21 protein-coding genes and 1 riboswitch are annotated in these 22,182 nt (G+C 69.9%); of the genes, 14 read left to right on the forward strand and 7 right to left on the reverse strand.

Annotated elements, in window-relative coordinates; all coding sequences use genetic code 11:
• From EBH09_RS24765 to EBH09_RS24810, 9 genes are all read left to right on the forward strand, one after another.
• Window positions 1–339, forward strand: a 339-nt coding sequence (locus EBH09_RS24765; protein WP_345940956.1) for an alpha/beta family hydrolase, incomplete at its 5' end; no start/stop codon positions are given.
• A gap of 257 nt (window positions 340–596) precedes the next feature.
• Window positions 597–1,280 carry an RNA polymerase sigma factor SigR gene (gene sigR, locus EBH09_RS24770; RefSeq protein WP_121749131.1) on the forward strand — a complete coding sequence of 228 codons (684 nt, stop codon included), beginning with the start codon at window positions 597–599 and terminating at the stop codon, window positions 1,278–1,280.
• Window positions 1,277–1,588: a mycothiol system anti-sigma-R factor gene (gene rsrA, locus EBH09_RS24775; RefSeq protein WP_053136860.1), complete on the forward strand. Its 312-nt coding sequence runs from the start codon at window positions 1,277–1,279 to the stop codon at window positions 1,586–1,588. Before sigR ends, rsrA begins: the two co-directional genes overlap by 4 nt.
• A gap of 142 nt (window positions 1,589–1,730) precedes the next feature.
• Entirely contained in the window at window positions 1,731–3,056 is a 1,326-nt protein-coding gene (locus tag EBH09_RS24780) for an HD-GYP domain-containing protein (RefSeq protein ID WP_121749132.1), read from the forward strand.
• Window positions 3,053–4,576 carry a metal-dependent phosphohydrolase gene (locus EBH09_RS24790; RefSeq protein WP_238697436.1) on the forward strand — a complete coding sequence of 508 codons (1,524 nt, stop codon included), beginning with the start codon at window positions 3,053–3,055 and terminating at the stop codon, window positions 4,574–4,576. Before EBH09_RS24780 ends, EBH09_RS24790 begins: the two co-directional genes overlap by 4 nt.
• A 114-nt stretch (window positions 4,577–4,690) precedes the next feature.
• On the forward strand, window positions 4,691–5,671 hold the full coding sequence (locus EBH09_RS24795; protein WP_121749133.1) for a hypothetical protein: 981 nt from the start codon (window positions 4,691–4,693) through the stop codon (window positions 5,669–5,671).
• 148 nt (window positions 5,672–5,819) lie between these two features.
• Window positions 5,820–6,470, forward strand: a complete 651-nt coding sequence (gene def, locus EBH09_RS24800; protein ID WP_121749134.1) for a peptide deformylase — start codon at window positions 5,820–5,822, stop codon at window positions 6,468–6,470.
• Window positions 6,471–6,719: 249 nt separating this feature from the next.
• Complete coding sequence (cyc1, locus tag EBH09_RS24805; protein WP_121749535.1) at window positions 6,720–7,811, forward strand: epi-isozizaene synthase; 1,092 nt, start codon at window positions 6,720–6,722, stop codon at window positions 7,809–7,811.
• Entirely contained in the window at window positions 7,808–9,184 is a 1,377-nt protein-coding gene (locus EBH09_RS24810; RefSeq protein WP_121749135.1) for a cytochrome P450, read from the forward strand. Before cyc1 ends, EBH09_RS24810 begins: the two co-directional genes overlap by 4 nt.
• A 21-nt stretch (window positions 9,185–9,205) precedes the next feature.
• Here EBH09_RS24810 and EBH09_RS24815 read toward each other — a convergent pair whose 3' ends face one another.
• The gene (locus tag EBH09_RS24815) at window positions 9,206–10,174 is read right to left on the reverse strand and encodes a helix-turn-helix domain-containing protein (RefSeq protein ID WP_121749136.1); all 969 of its coding nucleotides are present in this window, start codon (window positions 10,172–10,174) and stop codon (window positions 9,206–9,208) included.
• Between the two features lie 92 nt (window positions 10,175–10,266).
• Here EBH09_RS24815 and EBH09_RS39220 point away from each other — a divergent pair, with 92 nt between their 5' ends.
• The gene (locus tag EBH09_RS39220) at window positions 10,267–10,521 is read left to right on the forward strand and encodes a hypothetical protein (RefSeq protein ID WP_121749137.1); all 255 of its coding nucleotides are present in this window, start codon (window positions 10,267–10,269) and stop codon (window positions 10,519–10,521) included.
• Here the strand turns inward: EBH09_RS39220 and EBH09_RS24825 are convergent.
• From EBH09_RS24825 to EBH09_RS24850, 6 genes are all read right to left on the reverse strand, one after another.
• Window positions 10,434–11,465 (reverse strand): ribonucleotide-diphosphate reductase subunit beta, encoded by a 1,032-nt coding sequence (locus tag EBH09_RS24825; RefSeq protein WP_121749138.1) that lies wholly within the window; start codon window positions 11,463–11,465, stop codon window positions 10,434–10,436. The genes EBH09_RS39220 and EBH09_RS24825 overlap by 88 nt on opposite strands.
• Window positions 11,465–13,852 (reverse strand): ribonucleoside-diphosphate reductase subunit alpha, encoded by a 2,388-nt coding sequence (locus EBH09_RS24830; protein WP_121749139.1) that lies wholly within the window; start codon window positions 13,850–13,852, stop codon window positions 11,465–11,467. Before EBH09_RS24830 ends, EBH09_RS24825 begins: the two co-directional genes overlap by 1 nt.
• Window positions 13,853–13,975: 123 nt before the next feature.
• A riboswitch (cobalamin riboswitch) is annotated at window positions 13,976–14,137 on the reverse strand.
• Between the two features lie 57 nt (window positions 14,138–14,194).
• Window positions 14,195–14,701 (reverse strand): GNAT family N-acetyltransferase, encoded by a 507-nt coding sequence (locus tag EBH09_RS24835; protein ID WP_121749536.1) that lies wholly within the window; start codon window positions 14,699–14,701, stop codon window positions 14,195–14,197.
• Between the two features lie 74 nt (window positions 14,702–14,775).
• A complete protein-coding gene (locus EBH09_RS24840; protein WP_193776509.1) occupies window positions 14,776–16,386 on the reverse strand; it encodes a sodium:solute symporter family protein in 1,611 nt (536 codons plus the stop codon).
• The gene (locus EBH09_RS24845) at window positions 16,383–16,640 is read right to left on the reverse strand and encodes a DUF3311 domain-containing protein (protein ID WP_121749140.1); all 258 of its coding nucleotides are present in this window, start codon (window positions 16,638–16,640) and stop codon (window positions 16,383–16,385) included. Before EBH09_RS24845 ends, EBH09_RS24840 begins: the two co-directional genes overlap by 4 nt.
• A 159-nt stretch (window positions 16,641–16,799) precedes the next feature.
• Window positions 16,800–17,564 (reverse strand): GntR family transcriptional regulator, encoded by a 765-nt coding sequence (locus EBH09_RS24850; protein WP_053136900.1) that lies wholly within the window; start codon window positions 17,562–17,564, stop codon window positions 16,800–16,802.
• A gap of 454 nt (window positions 17,565–18,018) precedes the next feature.
• Between EBH09_RS24850 and EBH09_RS24855 the strand changes: the two genes are divergently transcribed.
• The 4 genes from EBH09_RS24855 to EBH09_RS24870 form a co-directional block, all read left to right on the forward strand.
• Complete coding sequence (locus EBH09_RS24855; protein WP_121749141.1) at window positions 18,019–19,296, forward strand: extracellular solute-binding protein; 1,278 nt, start codon at window positions 18,019–18,021, stop codon at window positions 19,294–19,296.
• A gap of 109 nt (window positions 19,297–19,405) precedes the next feature.
• The gene (locus tag EBH09_RS24860) at window positions 19,406–20,392 is read left to right on the forward strand and encodes a sugar ABC transporter permease (RefSeq protein ID WP_121749142.1); all 987 of its coding nucleotides are present in this window, start codon (window positions 19,406–19,408) and stop codon (window positions 20,390–20,392) included.
• Window positions 20,389–21,219: a carbohydrate ABC transporter permease gene (locus EBH09_RS24865; protein ID WP_121749143.1), complete on the forward strand. Its 831-nt coding sequence runs from the start codon at window positions 20,389–20,391 to the stop codon at window positions 21,217–21,219. The genes EBH09_RS24860 and EBH09_RS24865 overlap by 4 nt, the downstream gene beginning before the upstream one ends.
• Window positions 21,220–21,227: 8 nt before the next feature.
• The coding region (locus tag EBH09_RS24870) for a glycoside hydrolase family 3 protein (protein ID WP_193776510.1) at window positions 21,228–22,182 on the forward strand (955 nt) is incomplete at its 3' end.

Consider the following 22,182-nt stretch of genomic DNA (forward strand, 5'->3'; position numbering starts at 1 on the left):
GGCGGCCGGAGCGCCGGTGCCCGGGTCGCGTGCCGCACCGCCACCGAAGTGGGCGCCCACGCCGTCCTCGCCCTCGGCTTCCCGCTGCACCCGCCCGGCAAGCCGGAGAAGTCCCGCGCCGACGAGTTGCTCGGGACCGGCGTGCCCACCCTTGTCGTACAGGGTGGCAACGACCCGTTCGGCAGGCCCCGGGAGTTCCCCGAAGGGGCGTACGACCTGATCGAGGTCCCGCACGGCGACCACGGCTTCGCCGTGCCCAAGCGGGCGGAGACCACGCAGGAACAGGCCCTGGAAATGATCACCGAGGGGGTCGCGAAGTGGGTCGGCTCACTCGGGTGAACGCCCGGGAATGACCGGCGTGCGCCCGCTGTTGTGGCGGACATACGTTGCTGAGAATCAGCACCGACGCCGTAGGAGAGGAAGTCCGCCGCATGGGTTCAGCCTTCTGCCCGAGTCGCAGCAGCCGCGCCGACCTGGACTGGACCGTGCTGCACGCCGCCAAGACCGCCCCTATTCGGGCGGCGGGCGGACCGGATCGTCGTCTATCCTCCGATTCGAGTGAGACCGGTCTCGGTCTCACGACAACACTGGAGGAGGTGGGTCCGGTCACTGGGACCGACGCAGGGACCGAACACGGCCAGGCGGAGCAGCCCGAGGGCCGGGGCGCGGGCGCGGAGTCGACCGCGGAGCGCAGCGCGCGCTTCGAGCGGGACGCGCTCGAGTTCCTCGACCAGATGTACTCGGCCGCGCTGCGCATGACGCGTAATCCGGCCGATGCCGAGGACCTGGTGCAGGAGACCTACGCCAAGGCGTACGCGTCCTTCCACCAGTTCCGCGAGGGCACCAACCTCAAGGCGTGGCTGTACCGCATCCTCACCAACACCTTCATCAACTCGTACCGCAAGAAGCAGCGCGAACCCCAGCGCAGTGCGGCCGAGGAGATCGAGGACTGGCAGCTGGCGCGCGCCGAGTCGCACATGTCGACGGGTCTGCGCTCCGCCGAGTCGCAGGCGCTCGACCACCTGCCCGACTCGGACGTGAAGCAGGCGCTCCAGGCGATCCCCGAGGAGTTCCGCATCGCCGTGTATCTGGCGGATGTAGAGGGCTTTGCCTACAAGGAGATCGCCGACATCATGGGGACACCCATCGGTACGGTGATGTCCCGGCTGCACCGTGGACGCCGTCAGCTGCGCGGCATGCTGGAGGACTACGCCCGCGACCGCGGCCTGGTCCCGGCCGGCGCCGGAGAGTCGAACGAAGCGAAAGGCTCGGGGTCATGAGCTGCGGAGAGCCGCACGAGACGGATTGCAGCGAAATCCTCGATCATCTCTACGAGTTCCTCGACAAAGAGATGCCGGACTCGGACTGCGTGAAGTTCGAGCACCACTTCGAGGAGTGCTCGCCCTGCCTGGAGAAGTACGGGCTGGAGCAGGCCGTCAAGAAGCTGGTCAAGCGGTGCTGCGGACAGGACGACGTGCCGGGTGACCTGCGTTCCAAGGTCATGGGCCGGATCGATCTGATCCGTTCCGGGCAGTCCGTGCCCGAGCACGACGTCACGGCCGCGCCGCCGGCTCCGCAGGAGTCCTGAGCCTCCCGGGCCGGTCCCGACCGGACCTGCCCGTGACGCGTCACGTCACCCGTACGTGCTAATCCGCGGGTTATGTGTCCGCCTTCCCCCTGCCGCGGTCCTAGGCTCCGGAGCCTGACAGGCATGGCCGGGGGAGGGGCACATGGACGCGGTACCGGCGCGGGCACACGCGTACGTCGCCGGTGTCGTCCTCGCCGCCCTGGTCTGCCTGAGCCCCCTGCCCCAGGTGCATACGCCCTGGTGGGCCGTGCTGCTCCTCGCCGGGCTGTACGCGGGCTCCGAAGTGGTCGCCCGCTCCCGTCTCGTCGGGACCTGTTATCCCGTGCTGCTCGCCGGGGCCTTCCTGCTGCCGCCGCCCGCCGCCGCGCTCGCGGCGCTGCCCGGGGCCCTGCTCTCCCCGGTGGCGCAGCGGCCCTTCGCCCTGCGACGCGTCTGGCGGGCCGCGCAGCTGACGCTCGCCGTGTGGGCCGCCTCGCGAGTCCACTGGGGGTGCGGCGGGCGGGACGCGGTCGTCGCGCCCGACTTCCCGTACGTGCTCGTGCCGGCCGGGGCCGCGGTACTGGCGTTCTGCCTGGTGCTGACCCTGCTGGACGGCGGCATCCGGGTGTTCGCCGACCGTGTGCCGGCCGGGCGGGCCTGGCGGGGGCTGTTCTCCGGATCGCTCGCGCCGATCGCCGTGCACGGGCTCGCCGGGCTGATGATGGCCGTCCTGTGGCGCAGCCCGTACGGTCCCGTCGCCGCGCTGCTCGTGCTGTTGCCGATGTGCGTGGCGTGGTGGGCGTTCGCCCAGTACCACCGGGAGCGGGCCGCGCACCAGGCGACCATCCGCGCGCTGGTCCAGGCCGTCGACATCAAGGACGGCTACACGCGCGGACACAGCGAGCGGGTCGGCCAGGCCTCGATGATGATCGCCCGCGAGCTGGGCATGGACGACGAGCGCGTCGAGACCCTCCGCTTCGCCGGGATCCTGCACGACGTCGGCAAACTCGGCGTGCCCACGCGGCTGCTGCGCAAGGACGGGCCGTTGACGCCCGAGGAGCGCCGGGTGATCGAACTGCATCCCGAGTACGGGCACGAGATGGTGCGTGGCATCCGCTTCCTGGGCGAGGCGCGGGCCGCCGTCCTCCACCACCACGAACGGCTGGACGGCAGCGGCTACCCCTACGGGCTGGTCGGCGACCGGATCCCGGAGTCGGCCCGGGTGGTGGCCGTCGCCGACGCCTTCGACGCGATGACGTCCACGCGGTCCTACAGCAGGGCCCGTCCGGTCGCGGCGGCGGTGGAGGAGCTCCAGCGGTGCGCCGGGGCGCAGTTCGACCCACGGATCGTCCGAGCGCTGGTCCGGTCCCTGGGACGCCACGGCTGGCGTCCGGCGGTGACGGCGGACGGTACGCCGGTCGTTCCCGCCGACGTGATCCCGGGCCGGGGCGAGGGTGCGCGGGACAGCGTCGGAAGGGGAGCGTCATGACGTCGCCCCAACCCCAGTTCGATTCCCAGGCCCAGGCCCAGGCCCAGGTCCAGCCCGAGCGCGCGCCCGCACCTGCGCCCGAGTCCCAGCCCCAGACCCAGCCCGAGCCCGAGTCCCAGGCCCAGCCCGAGAGCGCGCCCGCGCCTGCGCCCGAGCCCCAGCCCCAGTCTCGGTCCCAGCCCCAGCCCCAGCCCGAGTCTCGGTCCCAGGCCCAGTACCGTTCTCGGCCCCAATACCAGCCCCAGCCCTGGTCCCCGCTCCAGGCCGGGCCCCGGTCCACGTCCCGGTCCCCGGTCGTCCTTCTCCTGGTCCCCGTCGGCGCGGGGCTCCTCGCGCTCGTCTGTCTCGCCGCCGTGCTGTGGTCGGGGCTGGCCGAGCGGCCCGTCGCGCTCGCCTTCGGCGTCCTCGTCGCCCTCGGTGAGATCATCCGGAGGGCCGGGACCGAGGCCCGGGAGGCCGCGCCGCTCGGGGCCGCCGGGGCGCTGGCGTACGCGCTCCTCGGGGACGTCGCCGGGCAGCCCACGCACCACGGCGTCGCCCAGACCGTCACCGTCGTGCTCGCCGCCTCGCTGCTCGGCAGCGTGCCGTACATCGCGCGCGGCGGCGGGCCCGTGCTGGACCATCTCGCGCGGCGAGTGCTCACCGTCGCCTTCGCCGCCGTGTGCTTTCAGCCGCTGTCGAACCAGGGCGCCTTCCGCGACTGGAGCGGCCCCGCCTACGCGCTGCTGCTGATCGCGCTGCTCGCCCTGACCGCGCTGTGCGACGCCGTGCTGGCCGCGGCACCCGCGCACGCCCGCACCGGGTGGCCCTTCGGTCCGCTGCTGCGCGAGGAACTGCGCGGCATGGTCGGGATCACGTCCGCGGTGTGCGCGACCGGGGCGGTGATGGCGCTCGCGGTGACCGTCGCGGGACTGTGGGCGCTCCCCGTCTTCTGCGTGCCGCTGCTGCTCACCCAGCTCTCCTACCGGCGGTACGCGGCCGTCCGGGCCACCTACCGGCAGACCATCGCCTCCCTGGCCCGCGCCACCGAGATCGCCGGGTACACCCCGGCCGGGCACGCCCGCCGCGTCGCCGAACTCAGCGGTGCCGTCGGGCGGGACCTGGGGCTGTCCGGGGCCGAGCTGACCGTGCTGGAGTACGCGGCCCTCATGCACGACATCGGCCAGCTGAGCCTGGTCGACCCGGTCCCGGCCGGGGCCACCGCCGGTCTGTCCGCCGCCGAGCAGCGGCGGATCGCCCTGCTCGGCGGGGCCGTCGTCCGCCAGACCGGGGTCGACGCGGCCGTCGCGGTGGTGGTGGAGCGGCAGGCCGACCCCTGCCGGGAGCAGCCGGTCGCCGCGCGGATCGTACGGGCCGTGAACGCCTACGAGGAGAAGGCGAGGGACGCCGGGCCGGGCGGCGGCCTCACGGCACTGGAGGAGCTGCGCCTGGCCACCGCGGGCGACTACGCTCCCGACGTCGTGGAAGCCCTGGCCCGGGTGCTCGCACGCGGCAGTCTTACCTCGCCCGCGGCTGGGTAACCCATGGGTAATGAGCGCCCTTCCAGCCGTACGTGGTTGGATGCGAAGGAGAAGGTGTCCGGGGGCGCGGGAAGGCACAGCCAGCCCACAGAACGGAACTGGCAGGCGGGAATCGTGAGGATCTTCGGCAAGGGACGGCACCGGCCCTCCGCCTCCTGGCGGCAGGCCACCGACCGCGCGTTCACGCTGATCGGCGACGGTCGCTATGAGGACGCGGGCGCTCTGCTGACGCGCGCCGCCGACCTGGAACCCTGGCTGTCGGAGTCGTGGTTCAACCTCGCCCTGCTGCACAAGTTCCGGCACGACTGGGAGCAGGCCAGGGCGGCGGGGCTGAGGGCGGTCGCGCTGCTCGACCGGGACATCGGCGCACCCGACTGGTGGAACGTCGGCATCGCCGCGACCGCCCTCCAGGACTGGCCGCTGGCCCGCAGGGCCTGGCAGGCCTACGGACTGCGCACCCCGGGGGACGCGACGGACGCCGGTGAGCCGCTCGGCATGGACCTCGGCAGCGCGGCCGTACGGCTGTCCCCGGAGGGGGAGGCCGAGGTCGTGTGGGGGCGGCGGCTGGACCCCGCCCGCATCGAGGTGCTGTCCATCCCGCTGCCGTCCTCCGGCCGCCGCTGGGGCGAGGTCGTCCTGCACGACGGGGTGCCGCACGGGGAGCGGACCACCACCGCCGGGCACGCCTATCCCGTCTTCGACGAGATCGAGCTGTGGGCCCCGTCGCCCGTCCCCACCTGGGTGGTCCTCCTGGAGGCCGCCACCGAGTCCGACCGGGACGCCCTGGAGCAGCTCGCCGCGGACGCCGGTTTCGCCGCCGAGGACTGGTCGTCGTCGGTCCGGCTGCTGTGCCGGATGTGCTCGGAGTCACGGATGCCCTCCGACGAGGGCGAGGGCGAGCACCTCGACCCGCACGACCACAGCGAACCCGGCCACCCGGGGCCACTCGGCCACCGCACCGACGGGCAGCTGTGGGTGCCGGAGCGGGAGTGCGGGGTGGCCGCGCCGGCCGCGCTGGTACGGGGGTTGCTGGACGGGTGGGTGGCGGACAGTCCGGATTCCCGGGACTGGCGGGATCTGGAAGAGGTCTGCTGAGGTCGTTCTTCGTCGTGCGTCGTGGCTGGTCGGGCCCGCGCGGCGGAGCCGCGTACCGACACGGTCCCGCGCCCCTTCGGGGGCGCACTCCCCGTACCCTGTATCAGGCATCAACCCCCTGTTTCATCCAGGAAGGCATACGTCGGTCATGGCCCAGCAGGACACCGATCAGCAGCACGCGGGCGTGCTCCCCGTGGACGACGAGGGGTTCGTCGTCGACACAGAGGACTGCGAGGAGCGCGAGGCTGCCTGGCGTGAGCGCGGCACCTCGCGTCCGATCACGGTGGTCGGCAACCCGGTGCTGCACAAGGAGTGCGCGGACGTCACCGACTTCGGTGAGGAGTTCCAGCAGCTGGTCGCGGACATGTTCGCCAGCCAGCGCACCGCCGAGGGTGTGGGCCTGGCCGCCAACCAGATCGGCGTCGGCAAGAAGGTCTTCGTCTACGACTGCCCCGACGACGAGGGCGTCCGGCACGTCGGCGTGGTCTGCAACCCGGTCCTCGTCGAACTGCCCGCCGACCGGCGCAGCCTGGACGACAGCAACGAGGGCTGCCTGTCCGTGCCGACCGCCTACGCGCCGCTCGCCCGCCCCGACTACGCCGAGGTGACCGGGCAGGACGAGAAGGGCAACCCGATCAAGGTGCGCGGCACCGGGTACTTCGCACGGTGTTTGCAGCACGAGACGGACCACCTGTACGGGTACCTCTACATCGACCGGCTCTCCAAGCGCGAACGCAAGGACGCGCTGCGGCAGATGGCCGAGAACGAGCCGCGCTACCCCGTGGTCGCGAACGACTGACACCGCGTCACCCGTCACCCATCCTCCGTGCGCACGGCGCCCGTTCGGGTCTCACCCGAGCGGGCGCCGTTCGTCTGCCGGAACCTGCCACACACCAGGAGAATTCCGGCACCGTGGGGTAGTGAATGGAGCAAATCCGTTCCCAGAACGGTCAGTTGTGGTGCTGAATAGGAAGTGCGGGGATACGCAACGGCGCACGCCGCGCTCAGCGAGAGGGGCGCGCCACCGGCGGCTGAGAGGGGTTTGTTCGTGCATGCTTTCTCACACGGCACCACAGCGACACCGACCGCGATCGCAGTACCGCCATCGCTGCGCCTTCCGGTGATCGAGGCGGCATTTCCCCGGCAGCTCCACCCGTATTGGCCGAAGCTCCAGGAGAAGACCCGTACCTGGCTGCTCGAAAAACGGCTCATGCCGGCGGACAAGGTCGAGGAATATGCCGACGGCCTGTGCTACACCGACCTCATGGCGGGCTACTACCTGGGCGCCCCCGACGAGGTCATGCAGGCGATAGCTGACTACAGCGCGTGGTTCTTCGTCTGGGACGACCGGCACGACCGGGACATCGTCCACGGCCGTCCGACCGCCTGGCGGCGGCTGCGGAACCAACTGCACGCGGCACTCGACTCACCCAGGGACCATCTGCACCACGAGGACACGCTGGTCGCCGGGTTCGCCGACAGTGTGCGGCGGCTCTACGCCTTCCTGCCGCCGCCGGCGACGTGGAACGCACGGTTCGCCCGGCACTTCCACGCGGTGATCGACGCCTACGACCGGGAATTCCACAACCGCACCCATGGCATCGTGCCCGGCGTCGAGGAGTACCTCGAACTGCGCCGGCTCACCTTCGCGCACTGGATCTGGACCGACCTGCTGGAGCCGAGCGCGGAGTGCGAACTGCCGGACGCCGTTCGGAAACACCCGGCATATCGCCGGGCGGCCCTGCTCAGCCAGGAATTCGCCGCCTGGTACAACGACCTGTGCTCACTGCCCAAGGAAATAGCGGGCGACGAGGTCCACAACCTCGGAATCAGTCTCATCACACATCACGGGCTGACCCTGGAAGAAGCCATCGGAGAAGTAAGGCGACGCGTCGAGGAATGCATCACCGATTTCCTCGCCGTGGAAGAGGACGCGTTACGGTTCGCCGACGAACTCGACAACGGCACCGTACGCGGAAAGGAACTGAGTGGCGCCGTACGGGCCAACGTCGGCAATATGCGGAACTGGTTCAGTTCCGTCTACTGGTTCCACCACGAGTCCGGCCGGTACATGGTCGACAGCTGGGACGACCGGTCCACGCCCCCGTACGTCAACAACGAAGCGGCAGGTGAGAAATGACCGTCGAGTCCGTCAACCCCGAAACCCGGCCCGAAACGACACCGGAGCTGCGCGAGCCGCCCGTCGCGGGTGGCGGTGTCCCGCTCCTCGGCCACGGCTGGAGGCTGGCCCGCGACCCGCTGGCCTTCATGTCCCAGCTGCGCGACCACGGTGACATCGTGCGCATCAAGCTCGGCCCGAAGACCGTCTACGCGGTCACCGCCCCGGAGCTCACCGGCGCCCTGGCCCTGAGCCCCGACTACCACATAGCCGGCCCGCTGTGGGAGTCGCTGGAGGGCCTGCTCGGCAAGGAGGGCGTGGCGACGGCCAACGGCCCGCTCCACCGCCGGCAGCGACGCACCATCCAGCCGGCGTTCAAGCTCGACGCGATCCCCGCCTACGGGCCGATCATGGAGGAGGAGGCGCACGCGCTCACCGAGCGCTGGCAGCCGGGGCGGACCGTCGACGCCACCTCCGAGTCCTTCCGCGTCGCCGTGCGCGTCGCGGCCCGCTGCCTGCTGCGTGGACAGTACATGGACGAGCGGGCCGAGCGGCTGTGCGTCGCGCTCGCCACCGTCTTCCGGGGCATGTACCGGCGCATGGTGGTCCCGCTCGGACCGCTCTACCGGCTGCCGCTTCCGGCCAACCGCGAATTCAACAACGCGCTGGCCGATCTGCACCTCCTGGTCGACGAGATCATCGCCGAGCGCCGCGCATCCGGTCAAAAGCCGGACGATTTGCTGACGGCATTGCTGGAGGCGAAGGACGACAATGGCGACCCCATCGGGGAACAGGAGATCCACGACCAGGTCGTCGCGATACTCACCCCCGGCAGTGAAACCATCGCCTCCACGATCATGTGGTTGCTGCAGGCACTTGCCGAACACCCGGAACATGCCGACCGCATACGCGACGAAGTCGTAGCGGTCACCGGCGGACGTCCTGTGGCATTCGAGGATGTCCGGGGGCTCACGCACACCGGCAATGTCATCGTGGAGGCCATGCGTTTGCGTCCCGCCGTGTGGATTCTGACGCGGCGCGCGGTGGTCGAGACCGAACTCGGTGGCTATCGCATTCCGGCCGGGTCGGACATCATCTACAGTCCGTACGCAATCCAGCGCGATGCGAAGTCGTACGCGGACAACCTGGAGTTCGACCCGGACCGGTGGATTCCGGACCGTGCGGCGGATGTGCCGAAGTACGCCATGAAGCCGTTCAGCGCGGGCAAGCGCAAGTGCCCCAGCGACCACTTCTCCATGGCGCAGCTGACGCTGATCACGGCCGCGCTCGCCACGAAGTACCGCTTCGAGCAGGTGGCGGGCTCGAACGACGCGGTCCGTGTCGGCATCACCCTGCGGCCGCACGACCTGCTGGTCAGGCCCGTCGCACGGTGAGCCGCGCGGTGACGTGGCGGCTCAGGCGACGACCTCCGGGCCCCGGAAAGCGCGCCGGTAGGCGTGCGGGGTGGTGCCCAGGACCCTGACGAACTGGTGCCGCAGCGCCGCCGCCGTACCGAAGCCGGTGCGCCACGCGATCGTGTCCATCGTCTCGTCCGTCGCCTCCAGCAGCCGCTGGGCCAGCAGCACACGCTGGCGCAGGACCCAGCGGTAGGGAGTCGTCCCCGTCTCCTGCTGGAAGCGGCGGGCGAAGGTGCGCGGGGACATGTGCGCCCGGGCCGCGAGCTGCTCGACGGTGACCTCCTCGTCGAGGTGCTGTTCCATCCAGGCCAGCACCTCGCCGACGGTGTCGCAGGAGGTGCGCGGCAGCGGCCGTTCTATGTACTGCGCCTGACCTCCGTCCCGGTGCGGCGGTACGACCATGCGCCGGGCGATCCGGTTGGCGACCTCCGGTCCCTGTTCCTTGCGGACGATGTGCAGACAGGCGTCGATGCCGGCGGCGGTGCCGGCGCTCGTGATCACCGGATCCTCGTCCACGTAGAGCACGTCGGGGGCGACGGCGACCCGCGGGTACTGCCGGGCGAGCTCGGCCGCGTGGTGCCAGTGCACCGCGCACCGCCGCCCGTCCAGCAGCCCGGCGGCGCCGAGCACGAACACGCCGGAGCACACGCTCAGCACCCGCGTGCCCCGGTCCACCGCCCGCCGCAGGGCGTCCAGCAGCTCCGGCGGATATTCCCGGCGGGCGTAGTCGCTCCCCGCCGGGACGGCGATCAGGTCGGCCTCCTCCAGCCGGTCCAGCCCGTACGGCGTGGAGACGGAGAGCCCGCCGACATGGGTGCTCAGCTCCGGGCCCTCCGCGGAGACCACCGCGAAGTCGTACCCCGGCAGGCCCTCGTCGCTCCGGTCGGTGCCGAAGACCTCGCAGACCACACCGAGTTCGAAGGGATGCGCGCCGTCCAGCAGCACGGCGGCCACGTTCTTCAGCATGCCCCCAGTGTGCCTCGGAAGTGGCAGGAAATCGAGGTATTACGGCAGTCCTGCCACTCTCAGTAAGGAGTGTCCGGCGCGACACTGGTGTCATGACCGGAAACCAGACAGAAGCCCTGATCGGAATGCTCGTGACCTTCGGACTCCTGGTCCTCATGGTCCTCCCCTCGGTGATCGGCATCGTGCGCGAGAGGCGCATCGACCGTCAGCTCGGGGAGGTCCGGGAGGCCCGGGAGGACCAGGGAGCGGGGAAGGAGACTCAGAAGTCCTCGGACAGGTCGACGGTGCCCTCCACCGCCACCTGGTACGCCGAGGGACGCCGCTCGAAGAAGTTGGTCAGCTCCTGAACGCCCTGCAGCTCCATGAAGGAGAAGGGGTTCTCGGAGCCGTACACCGGGGCGAAACCGAGACGCGTCAGGCGCTGATCGGCCACGCACTCCAGGTACTGCCGCATCGAGTCGGTGTTCATGCCCGGGAGGCCGTCGCCACACAGGTCGCGCGCGAACTGCAGCTCGGCCTCGACGGCCTCCCGCAGCATGTCGGTGACCTCCTGCTGGAGCGCGTCGTCGAACAGCTCCGGCTCCTCCTTGCGCACGGTGTCGACGACGTCGAAGGCGAAGGACATGTGCATCGTCTCGTCCCGGAACACCCAGTTGGTGCCGGTGGCCAGGCCGTGCAGCAGGCCCCGGCTGCGGAACCAGTAGACGTAGGCGAAGGCGCCGTAGAAGAACAGGCCCTCGATGCACGCGGCGAAGCAGATGAGGTTGAGCAGGAAACGGCGGCGGTCGGCCTTGGTCTCCAGGCGGTCGATCGACTCGACCGAGTCCATCCACTTGAAGCAGAATCCGGCCTTCTCGCGGATGGAGGGGATGTTCTCCACGGCCGCGAAGGCGGCGGCGCGGTCGTCCGGGTCGGGCAGGTAGGTGTCCAGCAGCGTCAGATAGAACTGGACGTGGACGGCCTCCTCGAAGAGCTGGCGGGACAGGTAGAGCCGCGCCTCGGGGGAGTTGATGTGCTTGTAGAGCGTGAGCACCAGGTTGTTCGCGACGATCGAGTCACCCGTGGCGAAGAAGGCCACCAGCCGGCCGATCAGGTGCTGCTCCATGGGGCTGAGTTTCGCGAGGTCGGCGACGTCCGAGTGGAGGTCGACCTCCTCGACGTGCCAGGTGTTCTTGATGGCGTCCCGGTAGCGCTCGTAGAAGTCCGGGTAGCGCATGGGGCGCAGCGTCAGCTCGAAGCCCGGGTCGAGCAGGTTCTTGGTGGTGGGGGTCGCGGGGGTCTCGGTGGTCATTACTGGCAGGCCTCGCAGGACTCGGGGTTTTCCAGGGAGCAGGCGACCGCTTCGGGGTCCGGGCCGGCCTGCACGGGGACGGTGGCTCGGGCGGCGGCGCGAGCGATGCGGGTCGCCGGGCGGGAGCGCAGGTAGTACGTGGTCTTCAGGCCCTGCTTCCAGGCGTACGCGTACATCGAGGAGAGCTTCCCGATGGTCGGCGTCTCCAGGAACAGGTTCAGCGACTGGGCCTGGTCGAGGTACGGGGTGCGGGCGGCGGCCATGTCGATCAGGCCGCGCTGCGGGATCTCCCAGGCGGTGCGGTACAGCGCGCGGACTTCCTCGGGGATCCAGGTGAAGCCCTGCACCGAGCCGTTGGCCTCGCGCAGCGCCTCGCGGGTGCGGGCGTCCCAGACGCCGAGCCGCTTGAGGTCGTCCACCAGGTACGAGTTGACCTGGAGGAACTCACCGGAGAGCGTCTCGCGCTTGAACAGGTTGGACACCTGCGGCTCGATGCACTCGTAGACGCCCGCGATCGAGGCGATGGTGGCGGTCGGCGCGATGGCGAGGAGCAGGGAGTTGCGCAGGCCGGTCGTGGCCATGCGCCCGCGCAGCGCCGCCCAGCGTTCCGGCCAGGTGGGCTCGACGCCGTAGTGGTCGGGGTGCAGCACACCCCGGGCGGTCCGGGTCTTCTCCCAGGCCGGCAGCGGGCCGTCGCGCTCGGCGAGATCGGCGGAGGTCTCGTACGCGGCGAGCATGACGCGCTCGGCGATGCGGGTGGACAGGGCCTTCGCCTCGGGCGAGTCGAAGGGCAGGCGCAACTGGAAGAAGACGTCCTGGAGTCCCATCGCGCCCAGGCCCACCGGGCGCCAGCGGGCGTTGGAGCGGCCCGCCTGCCCGGTCGGGTAGAAGTTGATGTCGACGACCCGGTCCAGGAAGGTGACGGCGGTGCGGACGGTGGCGTCCAGGCGCTCCCAGTCGATGTCGCCCTCGGCCACGTCGACCAACGCGCCGAGGTTGACCGAGCCCAGGTTGCAGACCGCCGTCTCCCCGTCGTCCGTGACCTCCAGGATCTCCGTGCAGAGGTTGGAGGAGTGGACGACGTGACCGGGCTCGGCGGTCTGGTTGGCGGTGCGGTTGGCGGTGTCCTTGAAGGTCATCCAGCCGTTGCCGGTCTGCGCGAGGGTGCGCATCATGCGGCCGTACAGCTCACGGGCGGGGAGGGTCTTGCGGGCGAGCCCCGCCGCCTCGGCCCCGCGGTACGCCGCGTCGAACTCCTCACCCCACAGGTCGACCAGTTCGGGCACGTCGGCGGGCGAGAACAGCGACCACTGTCCGTCGGCGTCCACCCGGCGCATGAACTCGTCCGGCACCCAGTGGGCGAGGTTCAGGTTGTGCGTGCGGCGGGCGTCCTCGCCGGTGTTGTCCCGCAGCTCCAGGAACTCCTCGACGTCCGCGTGCCAGGTCTCCAGGTAGACCGCCGCCGCGCCCTTGCGCCGGCCGCCCTGGTTCACGGCGGCGACCGAGGCGTCCAGCGTCTTCAGGAACGGGACGATGCCGTTGGAGTGCCCGTTGGTGCCGCGGATCAGCGAACCCCGGGCGCGGACGCGGGAGTAGGCGATGCCGATGCCGCCGGCGTGCTTGGAGAGGTTGGCGACCTGGTGGAGACGGTCGTAGATGGAGTCCAGCTCGTCCTTGGGGGAGTCCAGGAGATAGCAGGACGACATCTGGGCGTGCCGGGTGCCGGAGTTGAACAGGGTGGGGGAGGAGGGCAGGTAGTCGAGGCGGCTCATCAGTCCGTACAGCGCGGCCACCTCGTCGACCGCACGCGTGGTGTCGTCCTTTGCGAGTCCGGCGGCCACCCGCAGCATGAAGTGCTGGGGGGTCTCGACGACCTTGCGGGTGATCGGGTGCCGGAGCAGGTAGCGGCTGTGCAGCGTGCGCAGCCCGAAGTAGCCGAAGCGGTCGTCGGCGGCCGGGTCGATCAGCGCGTCCAGCCGGTCCGCGTGCAGCCGTACGAACTCGGCGGTGCGGTCGGCGATCAGGCCCTCGCGGTGACCGGTGGCGACCGACCCGGTGAACGAGGTGACGCCCTGGGAGGCGGCCTCGGCGCGGATGCCGATGGTCAGCAGCCGGGCGGCCAGTCTGGAGTAGACCGGGTCCTCCGAGATGAGCCCGGCCGCCGCCTCCGTGGCGAGCTCCCGCAGCTCGGACTCGTCCGCACGGGCGGAGCGGCCGCGCAGTGCGGCGGCGGCGACCCGGCCCGGGTCGGCGCCGGGGAGGTCGGTGGTCAGCTCGGTCAGGGTCCGCAGCAACGCGGGACCGGGCCCGTCGGGCTCCTCGGTCACCGGGGTCGCTGAAGTCGTCGCCGGGGTCGCTGAAACCGGGTCGGCTGGCGCGATGGTCACGTGGGGGCACTCCCTCGCTCGGCACGGGGCCTGGGGGAGGGCAGGGGCAGCTCACGAGCGCACGCGGCGTCGCGTCCACCGGCCCACTCCACGAGGCCCGGACGTCAGGCACCCGGACCGGGACGGTACGGGCGCACTGTCGGCAGGTCCTCGGACTGGACATGCGTGTGCACACGTGCGGAGACGCGCGGATACACACAAGTACACCGTTGCGGGACAGTTCCGGATTCGCACCGGATTCCCCTGCGGCGACAGCGAGCACGAGCATACATCTTGTGCCGGGTTCGGCGAGCACCCCCAGATGTTGTGTCGCGGAGGTGTTGTCGAGGGGTGGCGCTGGTGTCAGAGCGTCAGTTCATAGGTGAGGAGCGTGATGTCGTCGAGCTCCGGCAGCGGGTTCCAGTCGCGGTCGGGCGTGCGAGTGAAGCCCATTCGTTCGTAGAGGCGGTGGGCGGTGCGCATGGCGCGCTGGGTGGACAGCACGACGCGTACGCAGCCGTCGACGGCCCGGGACCGGTCGACGCAGGTCCGTACGAGGGCCTCGCCCACCCCGCGTCCGCGTGCCTCGCGGGCGACGGCGAGCATGCGTATCTCGGCCTCGCCGGGCCGGGCGATGTCGGCCATGGGGCCGCCGGACGGCACGAAGGCCACGCCGCCGAGCACCCGGCCGTCCGCCGCGGCGACCAGCACCTCGGCGGCCGCCGCGCGCTTGGCGACGTTCCTCAGCTCGCCGAGGTACGCGTCGCTCTCCCCGAAGTCGAGGAGGCCGTCGCGCAGATAGGCCTGCGCGGTGATCTCACCGAGGGCGCCGTACTCGTCCGTCGCCGCCTGCCGGATCGCGAAGTCCATGGCGCCGAGTGTGCCGCACGGGTACGACAACGGGCCGCCGGATTTCTCCGACGGCCCGCCGCATGCGTCGGGGATCAGTGCGAGGTGCCCGCCGTGGCCGGCGGCAGTTCCACCTCGACGCCGGGGTCGCCCGCGTCCGCCGTGTAGTCGCCGGGCTTGGTCTCGTCGACGCCGTCGGGGGCCTTGAGGGCCCGCATGACGAAGGTCAGGACCACGGTGACCACGACGTTCAGCACGAAGGCGGTGAGGCCGATGTAGCCGATCTCGCCGATGCCCGGTATCTCCTCGGAGGAGCCGCCGAAGTGCTTCTGCGTCGGCGAGGCGACACCGTACGCGGCGACCGTGCCGTAGACCATGCCGACCGCCCAGCCGCCGAGCAGCGCCCAGCGGTGGAACCAGCGGGTGAACAGGCCGCCGACCAGCGCCGGGAAGGTCTGCAGGATCCAGATGCCGCCGAGCAGCTGGAAGTTGATCGCGACCGTCTTGTCCATGCCCAGGACGAAGACCAGCGCGCCCACCTTCACCAGCAGGGACGTCAGCTTGGAGACCTTCGTCTCCTGCGCCGGGGTGGCGTCCGGCTTGATGAAGTCCTTGTAGATGTTGCGGGTGAAGAGGTTCGCGGCCGCGATCGACATGATCGCCGCCGGGACCAGGGCGCCGATGCCGATCGCCGCGAAGGCCACGCCGGCGAACCAGTCCGGGAACATGTTCTCGAACAGCTGCGGGATCGCCAGCTGCCCGTTCTCCACCTTCACCCCCGCCGCGATCGCCATGAAGCCCAGCAGTGCGAGCAGGCCGAGCATCAGCGAGTACAGCGGCAGGATCGTGGTGTTGCGCCGGATCACCTCACGGCTGCGCGAGGACAGCGTCGCGGTGATCGAGTGCGGGTACATGAAGAGCGCGAGCGCCGATCCGAGCGCCAGGGTGGCGTACGTCCACTGGCCGCCGTAGTCCGGCACCAGGCCGCCCTTGCCCGACTCGCTGAACTTGTCGCCCGCCGCGGCGAAGATGTCGTCGAACCCGCCGAGCTTGATCGGGATGTAGATGATCGCCACCGCGATCACGATGTAGATCAGCGTGTCCTTCACGAACGCGATCAGCGCGGGCGCCCGCAGCCCCGACGAGTAGGTGTACGCCGCCAGCACACCGAAGGCGATCAGCAGCGGCAGGTCCTTGATGAACCAGTTGGTGTCCTCACCGCCGCCGACGCCCATCACGTCGAGGACGGCCTGGATGCCGACCAGCTGGAGCGCGATGTACGGCATCGTCGCCAGGATGCCGGTGACGGCGACCGCCAGCGACAGCCCCTTCGAGCCGAAGCGGCCGCGCACGAAGTCCGAGGTAGTCACGTACCCGTGCTTGTGGGAGACCGACCACAGCCGCGGCAGGAAGGTGAAGATCAGCGGGTAGACCAGGATCGTGTACGGCACCGCGAAGAAGCCGGCCGCGCCCGCCGCGTAGATCGCCGCCGGTACGGCCACGAAGGTGTACGCGGTGTACAGGTCGCCGCCCAGCAGGAACCAGGTGACCCAGGTGCCGAACGAGCGGCCGCCGAGGCCCCACTCGTCGAGGCTCTGGTCGTTCGCGGCCCGGCGCCATCGGGCGGCCAGGAAGCCCATCGCGGTGACGAGGACGAAGAAGAAGATGAAGACGGCGAGTGCGACGCCGTTCACGCCGTCGTTCACTTGGCCCCGCCTTCCCGGCGGGCGCGCTGGTCACGCTGCCACAGCTTGTAGGCGATCACCGTGAGCACCGTGGAGATGATCACCCACGCCATCTGGTACCAGTAGAAGAACGGGATGCCTATGAAGGCCGGGTCCGTCTTCGCGTACGAGCCGACCCACAGCATGGCGACGAACGGTGCGGCAAGGCAGAGGCCGATGACGACGCGCACCGGCGTCACCGTCGGCCCTCTGTTCACTTCTGGGGCTTGTGACATGCGGTGGCTCCGTCCCCTCGCTGATCACCTCGTGCAGTGCGCACGAAATGTAGGTGACGGTGTCGAGACAGCGGAAGACCTCGTCCGTATATCGGTCCTGAACTGCCGACTTCGCGGTCACGCGTGCGGGGGTTTGCCTGAAACGCCCCGCGGCCGGCGTCAGTCCTGGGGCCGCTTCAGCCGGGCCACGAACTTGTAGCGGTCGCCCCGGTACACCGAGCGCACCCACTCCACCGGCTGGCCCGTCCGGTCCTGCGAGTGCCGGGAGAGCATCAGCATGGGCAGGCCGACGTCGGTGCCGAGCAGGCCGGCCTCGCGCGGGGTGGCCAGGGAGGTCTCGATGGTCTCCTCGGCCTCGGCGAGATGGACGTCGTACACCTCGGCGAGCGCGGTGTAGAGGGACGTGTACTTCACCAGGGAGCGGCGCAGTGCCGGGAAGCGCTTGGCCGACAGGTGGGTGGTCTCGATGGCCATGGGCTCGCCGTTGGCCATGCGCAGCCGCTCGATGCGCAGCACCCGCCCGCCGGCCGTGATGTCCAGCAGGCCGGCGAGCCGGTCGTCGGCGGTGATGTAGCCGATGTCCAGCAGCTGCGATGTGGGTTCGAGACCCTGCGCCCGCATGTCCTCGGTGTAGGAGGTGAGTTGCAGCGCCTGCGACACCTTGGGCTTGGCGACGAAGGTGCCCTTGCCCTGGATGCGCTCCAGGCGGCCCTCGACGACCAGCTCCTGAAGGGCCTGACGCACGGTGGTGCGCGAGGTGTCGAACTCCGCGGCGAGCGTGCGCTCCGGCGGGACCGGCGTACCCGGCGCCTGTGTCCGGGTCATGTCGAGCAGATGCTTCTTCAGACGGTAGTACTTGGGCACGCGCGCGGTACGGACGGTCGCCCCACCCTCGTTCTCCGCACTGCTGACGTCGGTGCTCATGCTCTGCCTTCCCGGCTCCGGGTGCCGAAGCGACCGCTATCCCTGTCGGCCACGGCTCACATCGTGGCACGGCTCCGTGCCGGGTTGGCCCCGCACGCTCCGTGATCCCTTCTGTATACCTCCGGGGCCCTCGTTGGTCTAGTCCACAGCGCCGACCGGCGTCGCTGGTACGCGCGTTCGGAACGGTACCGGCACGCGATTCGGCGGGCGGTGGTACACCCGGTGCCGGTCCGTCCGATCTGTCGCTTGCGCAATGAAAGGTCCCTGCATATCTCGGTCGCATCACGGACGCGAAGAGGCCGGTTGAACACCCTTGACAGCCCTATTGGTCTGGGCCAAGCTCCCCGTACTGGTCTACACCATTGGTCCAGGTCCCGGCCCCATGGGCGGTCCGCGTCGACGAGCAACCGCGGGGAGGCAGGGGGGTTGTGTGGCATCCCTGAGGAGGGTTGGCGTGAAGCGCAAGCTGATAGCCGCGATCGGTATCGCGGGCATGATGGTCTCGGTCGCGGCGTGCGGGGGCGACAGCGGCGACGACGGCAAGAAGGCCGGGGCGGACGGTTACGCCGGCGAGACGCTCACCGTGTGGGTGATGGACGGTTCCTCGCCCGACGACTGGCAGGCGGACCTCGCCAAGGAGTTCGAGGCGAAGACCAAGGCCAAGGTCAAGTTCGAGATCCAGACGTGGAACGGTATTCAGCAGAAGCTGACCACCGCGCTCTCCGAGGAGAACCCCCCCGACGTCTTCGAGGTCGGCAACACCCAGACCCCGGCGTACGCCAAGACCGGCGGTCTCGCGGACCTGACCGACCTCAAGGCCGAGATCGGCAAGGACTGGACCGAGTCCATCAACGAGTCCTCCGTCTTCGAGGGCAAGCAGTACGCGGCGCCGTGGTTCGTGGTCAACCGCGTGGTCGTCTACAACAAGAAGGTGTGGGCGGACGCGGGCATCACGGAAACGCCCAAGACCCGCGACGAGTTCTACGACGCCCTCAAGACGATCGGTGAGAAGACCGACGCCGAGCCGATCTACCTGCCGGGCCAGAACTGGTACCACTTCGTCGGTCTGGCGATCGGCGAGGGCGCCGAGCTGGTCAAGAAGGACGGCGACAAGTACGTCTCCAACCTCGACGACCCGAAGATCGCGGCCGCGACGGAGACCTACAAGAAGTTCCAGTCCCTCTCCAAGGCGCCCCAGGACAAGGACGAGGCCACCCCGCAGCAGGGTGAGGTCTTCGCCAAGGGCAACGTCGGCTCCTTCATCGGCATGGGCTGGGAAGCGGCCACCGCGATCAAGGCCAACCCGAAGATCGAGAAGGACATCGGCTACTTCACCATCCCGGGTGAGACCGCCGCCAAGCCCGAGGGCGTCTTCCTCGGCGGCTCCAACCTCGCCGTCGCCGCGGGCAGCAAGAAGCAGGAACTCGCCAAGGAGTTCCTGAAGATCGCGCTGTCCGACAAGTTCGAGGGCCAGCTGGCCAAGGCCAACGGCGTCACTCCGAACAAGGAGTCGCTGATCGGCAACCTGGAGGGCAACCCCGCCGCCGAGGCCGGCTCGCCGGCCGTCGCCTCCGGTGGCACCACGCCGCTGATCCCGGAGTGGGCCGCGGTCGAGAACGCGCCGAACCCGATCAAGACCTACCTGACCGCCGTGCTGAAGGGGAAGTCCCCGGCCGAGGCGGCCAAGCAGGTCGAGGAAGAGTTCAACAAGCGCCTGTCGCAGCAGCAGTAGCACCGGGTGAGCCGGGGCGGGGTGGCCGGACGACGGCTCCCGCCCCGGCGACCGTACGCGAGTCGACGTACGCAGGCCCTCTCGTAGGCCGAGAAGAGAGATCGCGAGCATGACCGTGCAGACCGAACGGCCGCCCTCCGGCCCGGCGAACGTCCGCAAGGCGGACGACGAGGGCAGCGGCGGGCCGAAGCAGAGAGCCGCGTCGCGCGTCGGCGCGCTCGCCCCGTACCTGTTGCTGCTGCCCGCCTGCGCGGCCACCGTGCTGCTGCTCGGCTGGCCGCTGCTGAAGGACCTCCTGCTGTCCTTCCAGAACCTCAACATGACGCAGCTGATCCAGCACGTCACAGAGTGGAACGGCGTCGACAACTACAAGGAGACCCTCACCAGCGAGCACTTCTGGCGGGTCACCCTCCGCTCGATCCTGTTCGCGGCGGTCAACGTCGCCCTGATCATGATCCTGGGCACCCTGGTCGGCCTGCTGCTCGCCCGCCTCGGCAAGCGGATGCGGTTCACCCTGCTGCTCGGTCTGGTACTGGCCTGGGCCATGCCGATCGTGGCCGCCACCACCGTCTACAAGTGGCTGTTCGCCCAGCGCTTCGGCGTCGTCAACTGGGTCCTGGACAAGCTCGGCTGGCACTCCATGGCCGACTACAGCTGGACCAGCAGCCAGATGTCGACCTTCTTCGTCGTCACCCTGCTGATCGTCTGGGGATCCATCCCGTTCGTCGCGATCAACCTCTACGCGGCGACGACCACCATCCCGAAGGAGCTCTACGAGGCGGCGTCGCTGGACGGCGCCGGCACCTGGCGGAGCTTCACCGCGGTCACCATGCCGTTCCTGCGGCCGTTCCTCTACGCCACGACATTCCTGGAGATCATCTGGGTCTTCAAGGCGTTCGTGCAGGTCTACACCTTCAACCAGGGCGGACCCGACCGGCTCACCGAGATCCTGCCCGTCTACGCCTACGTCGAGGGTGTCGGCAACCAGCACTACGGCATGGGCGCGGCCATTGCCGTGCTGACCATCCTGATCATGCTCGGTCTGACCGCCTACTACCTCAGGATCGTGCTCAAGCAAGGGGAGGACGAGCTGTGAAGCGCTCGCTCTTCGGCCGCCTGTGGCCCAACGCCACGGCCGTCGTCCTGTTCATCGGCTTCGTCTTCCCCGTGTACTGGATGTTCTCCACGGCCTTCAAGCCGGCCGGCGACATCATCACGGAGGACCCGGTCTGGTTCCCGACCGACTTCACCTTCGATCACTTCAAGACGGCGACCGAAGCCGACCACTTCTGGTCGTTCGTCACCAATTCGCTGACTGTCACCGTCCTCGCCGTCGTCTTCTCACTGATCATCGCGCTGGCCGGCTCCTTCGCCCTGGCGCGGATGCGGTTCAAGGGGCGGCGCGGTTTCGTCATCGGTTTCATGCTCGCCCAGATGGCCCCCTGGGAAGTCATGATCATCGCGATGTACATGATCGTGCGCGACGCGTCGATGCTGAACAGCCTCGTGCCGCTCACGCTCTTCTACATGATGATGATCCTGCCCTTCACCATCCTGACGCTGCGCGGCTTCGTCGCCGCCGTGCCGAAGGAGCTGGAGGAGTCGGCGATGGTCGACGGCTGCACCCGCAGCCAGGCGTTCCGCCGGGTCATCCTGCCGCTGCTCGCGCCGGGCCTGATGTCGACCTCGCTGTTCGGCTTCATCACCGCCTGGAACGAGTTCGCCCTGGTCCTGGTCCTGAACAAGGACGCCGAGGCCCAGACGCTGCCGGTGTGGCTGACCAGTTTCCAGACCGTCTTCGGCGACGACTGGGGTGCGACCATGGCCGCCTCCTCCCTCTTCGCCGTCCCGATCCTGATCCTCTTCGTCTACCTCCAGCGCAAGGCCGTCAGCGGCCTGACCGCCGGCGCCGTGAAGGGATAACGCGACCGATGACCACCATCGCCAGGGCCACCGACACCCTCACGCGCGACGCGCTCACCGTCCTCCAGCCCGGATTCACCGGCACCACCGCCCCCGACTGGCTGCTGCGCCGCCTCGGCGAGGGGCTGGCCTCCGTCGGTCTGTTCGGGCGCAACATCGCCTCGGCCGAGCAGGTGGCCGCCCTGACCGCGCAGCTGCGCGCCGAGCGCGAGGACGTGCTGGTCGCCATCGACGAGGAGAGCGGCGACGTCACCCGCCTGGAGGTGCGCACCGGTTCCTCCTTCCCCGGCAACCTCGCCCTCGGCGCGGTGGACGACGTCGGGCTCACCCGGGAGGTGGCCGCGGAACTGGGCCGCCGACTCGCCGCCTGCGGCGTCAACCTCAACTGGGCCCCGTCCGCCGACGTCAACTCCAATCCGGACAACCCGGTCATCGGCGTGCGCTCCTTCGGCGCCGGCACCGACCTGGTCGCCCGGCACACCGCCGCCTACGTCACCGGCATGCAGTCGGCGGGCGTGGCCGCCTGCACCAAGCACTTCCCGGGCCACGGCGACACGGGCGTCGACTCGCACCACGCCATGCCGCTCATCGACGTGGACGCCGCGGTGCTGGCGGAACGCGACCTGGTCCCGTTCCGCGCGGCCATCGCCGCCGGCAGCCGCGCGGTGATGAGCGCCCACATCCTGGTCCCGGCCCTGGACCCGGAGTACCCGGCAACGTTGTCCCGCCGCATCCTGACCGACCTGCTCCGCGGCGAGCTGGGCTACGACGGCCTGATCGTCACCGACGGCATGGAGATGCGGGCCATCGCGGGCACGTACGGCATCGAACGCGGCAGCGTCCTGGCCATCGCGGCCGGTGCCGACGCGATCTGCGTGGGCGGCGGGCTGTCCGACGAGGGCACCGTGCGGCGGCTGTCCGATGCCCTGGTCGAGGCGGTCCGCTCGGGCGAGCTGCCCGAGG

Source organism: Streptomyces sp. E2N166 (assembly GCF_003671715.1).
Taxonomy (GTDB): Bacteria; Actinomycetota; Actinomycetes; order Streptomycetales; family Streptomycetaceae; genus Streptomyces; species Streptomyces thinghirensis.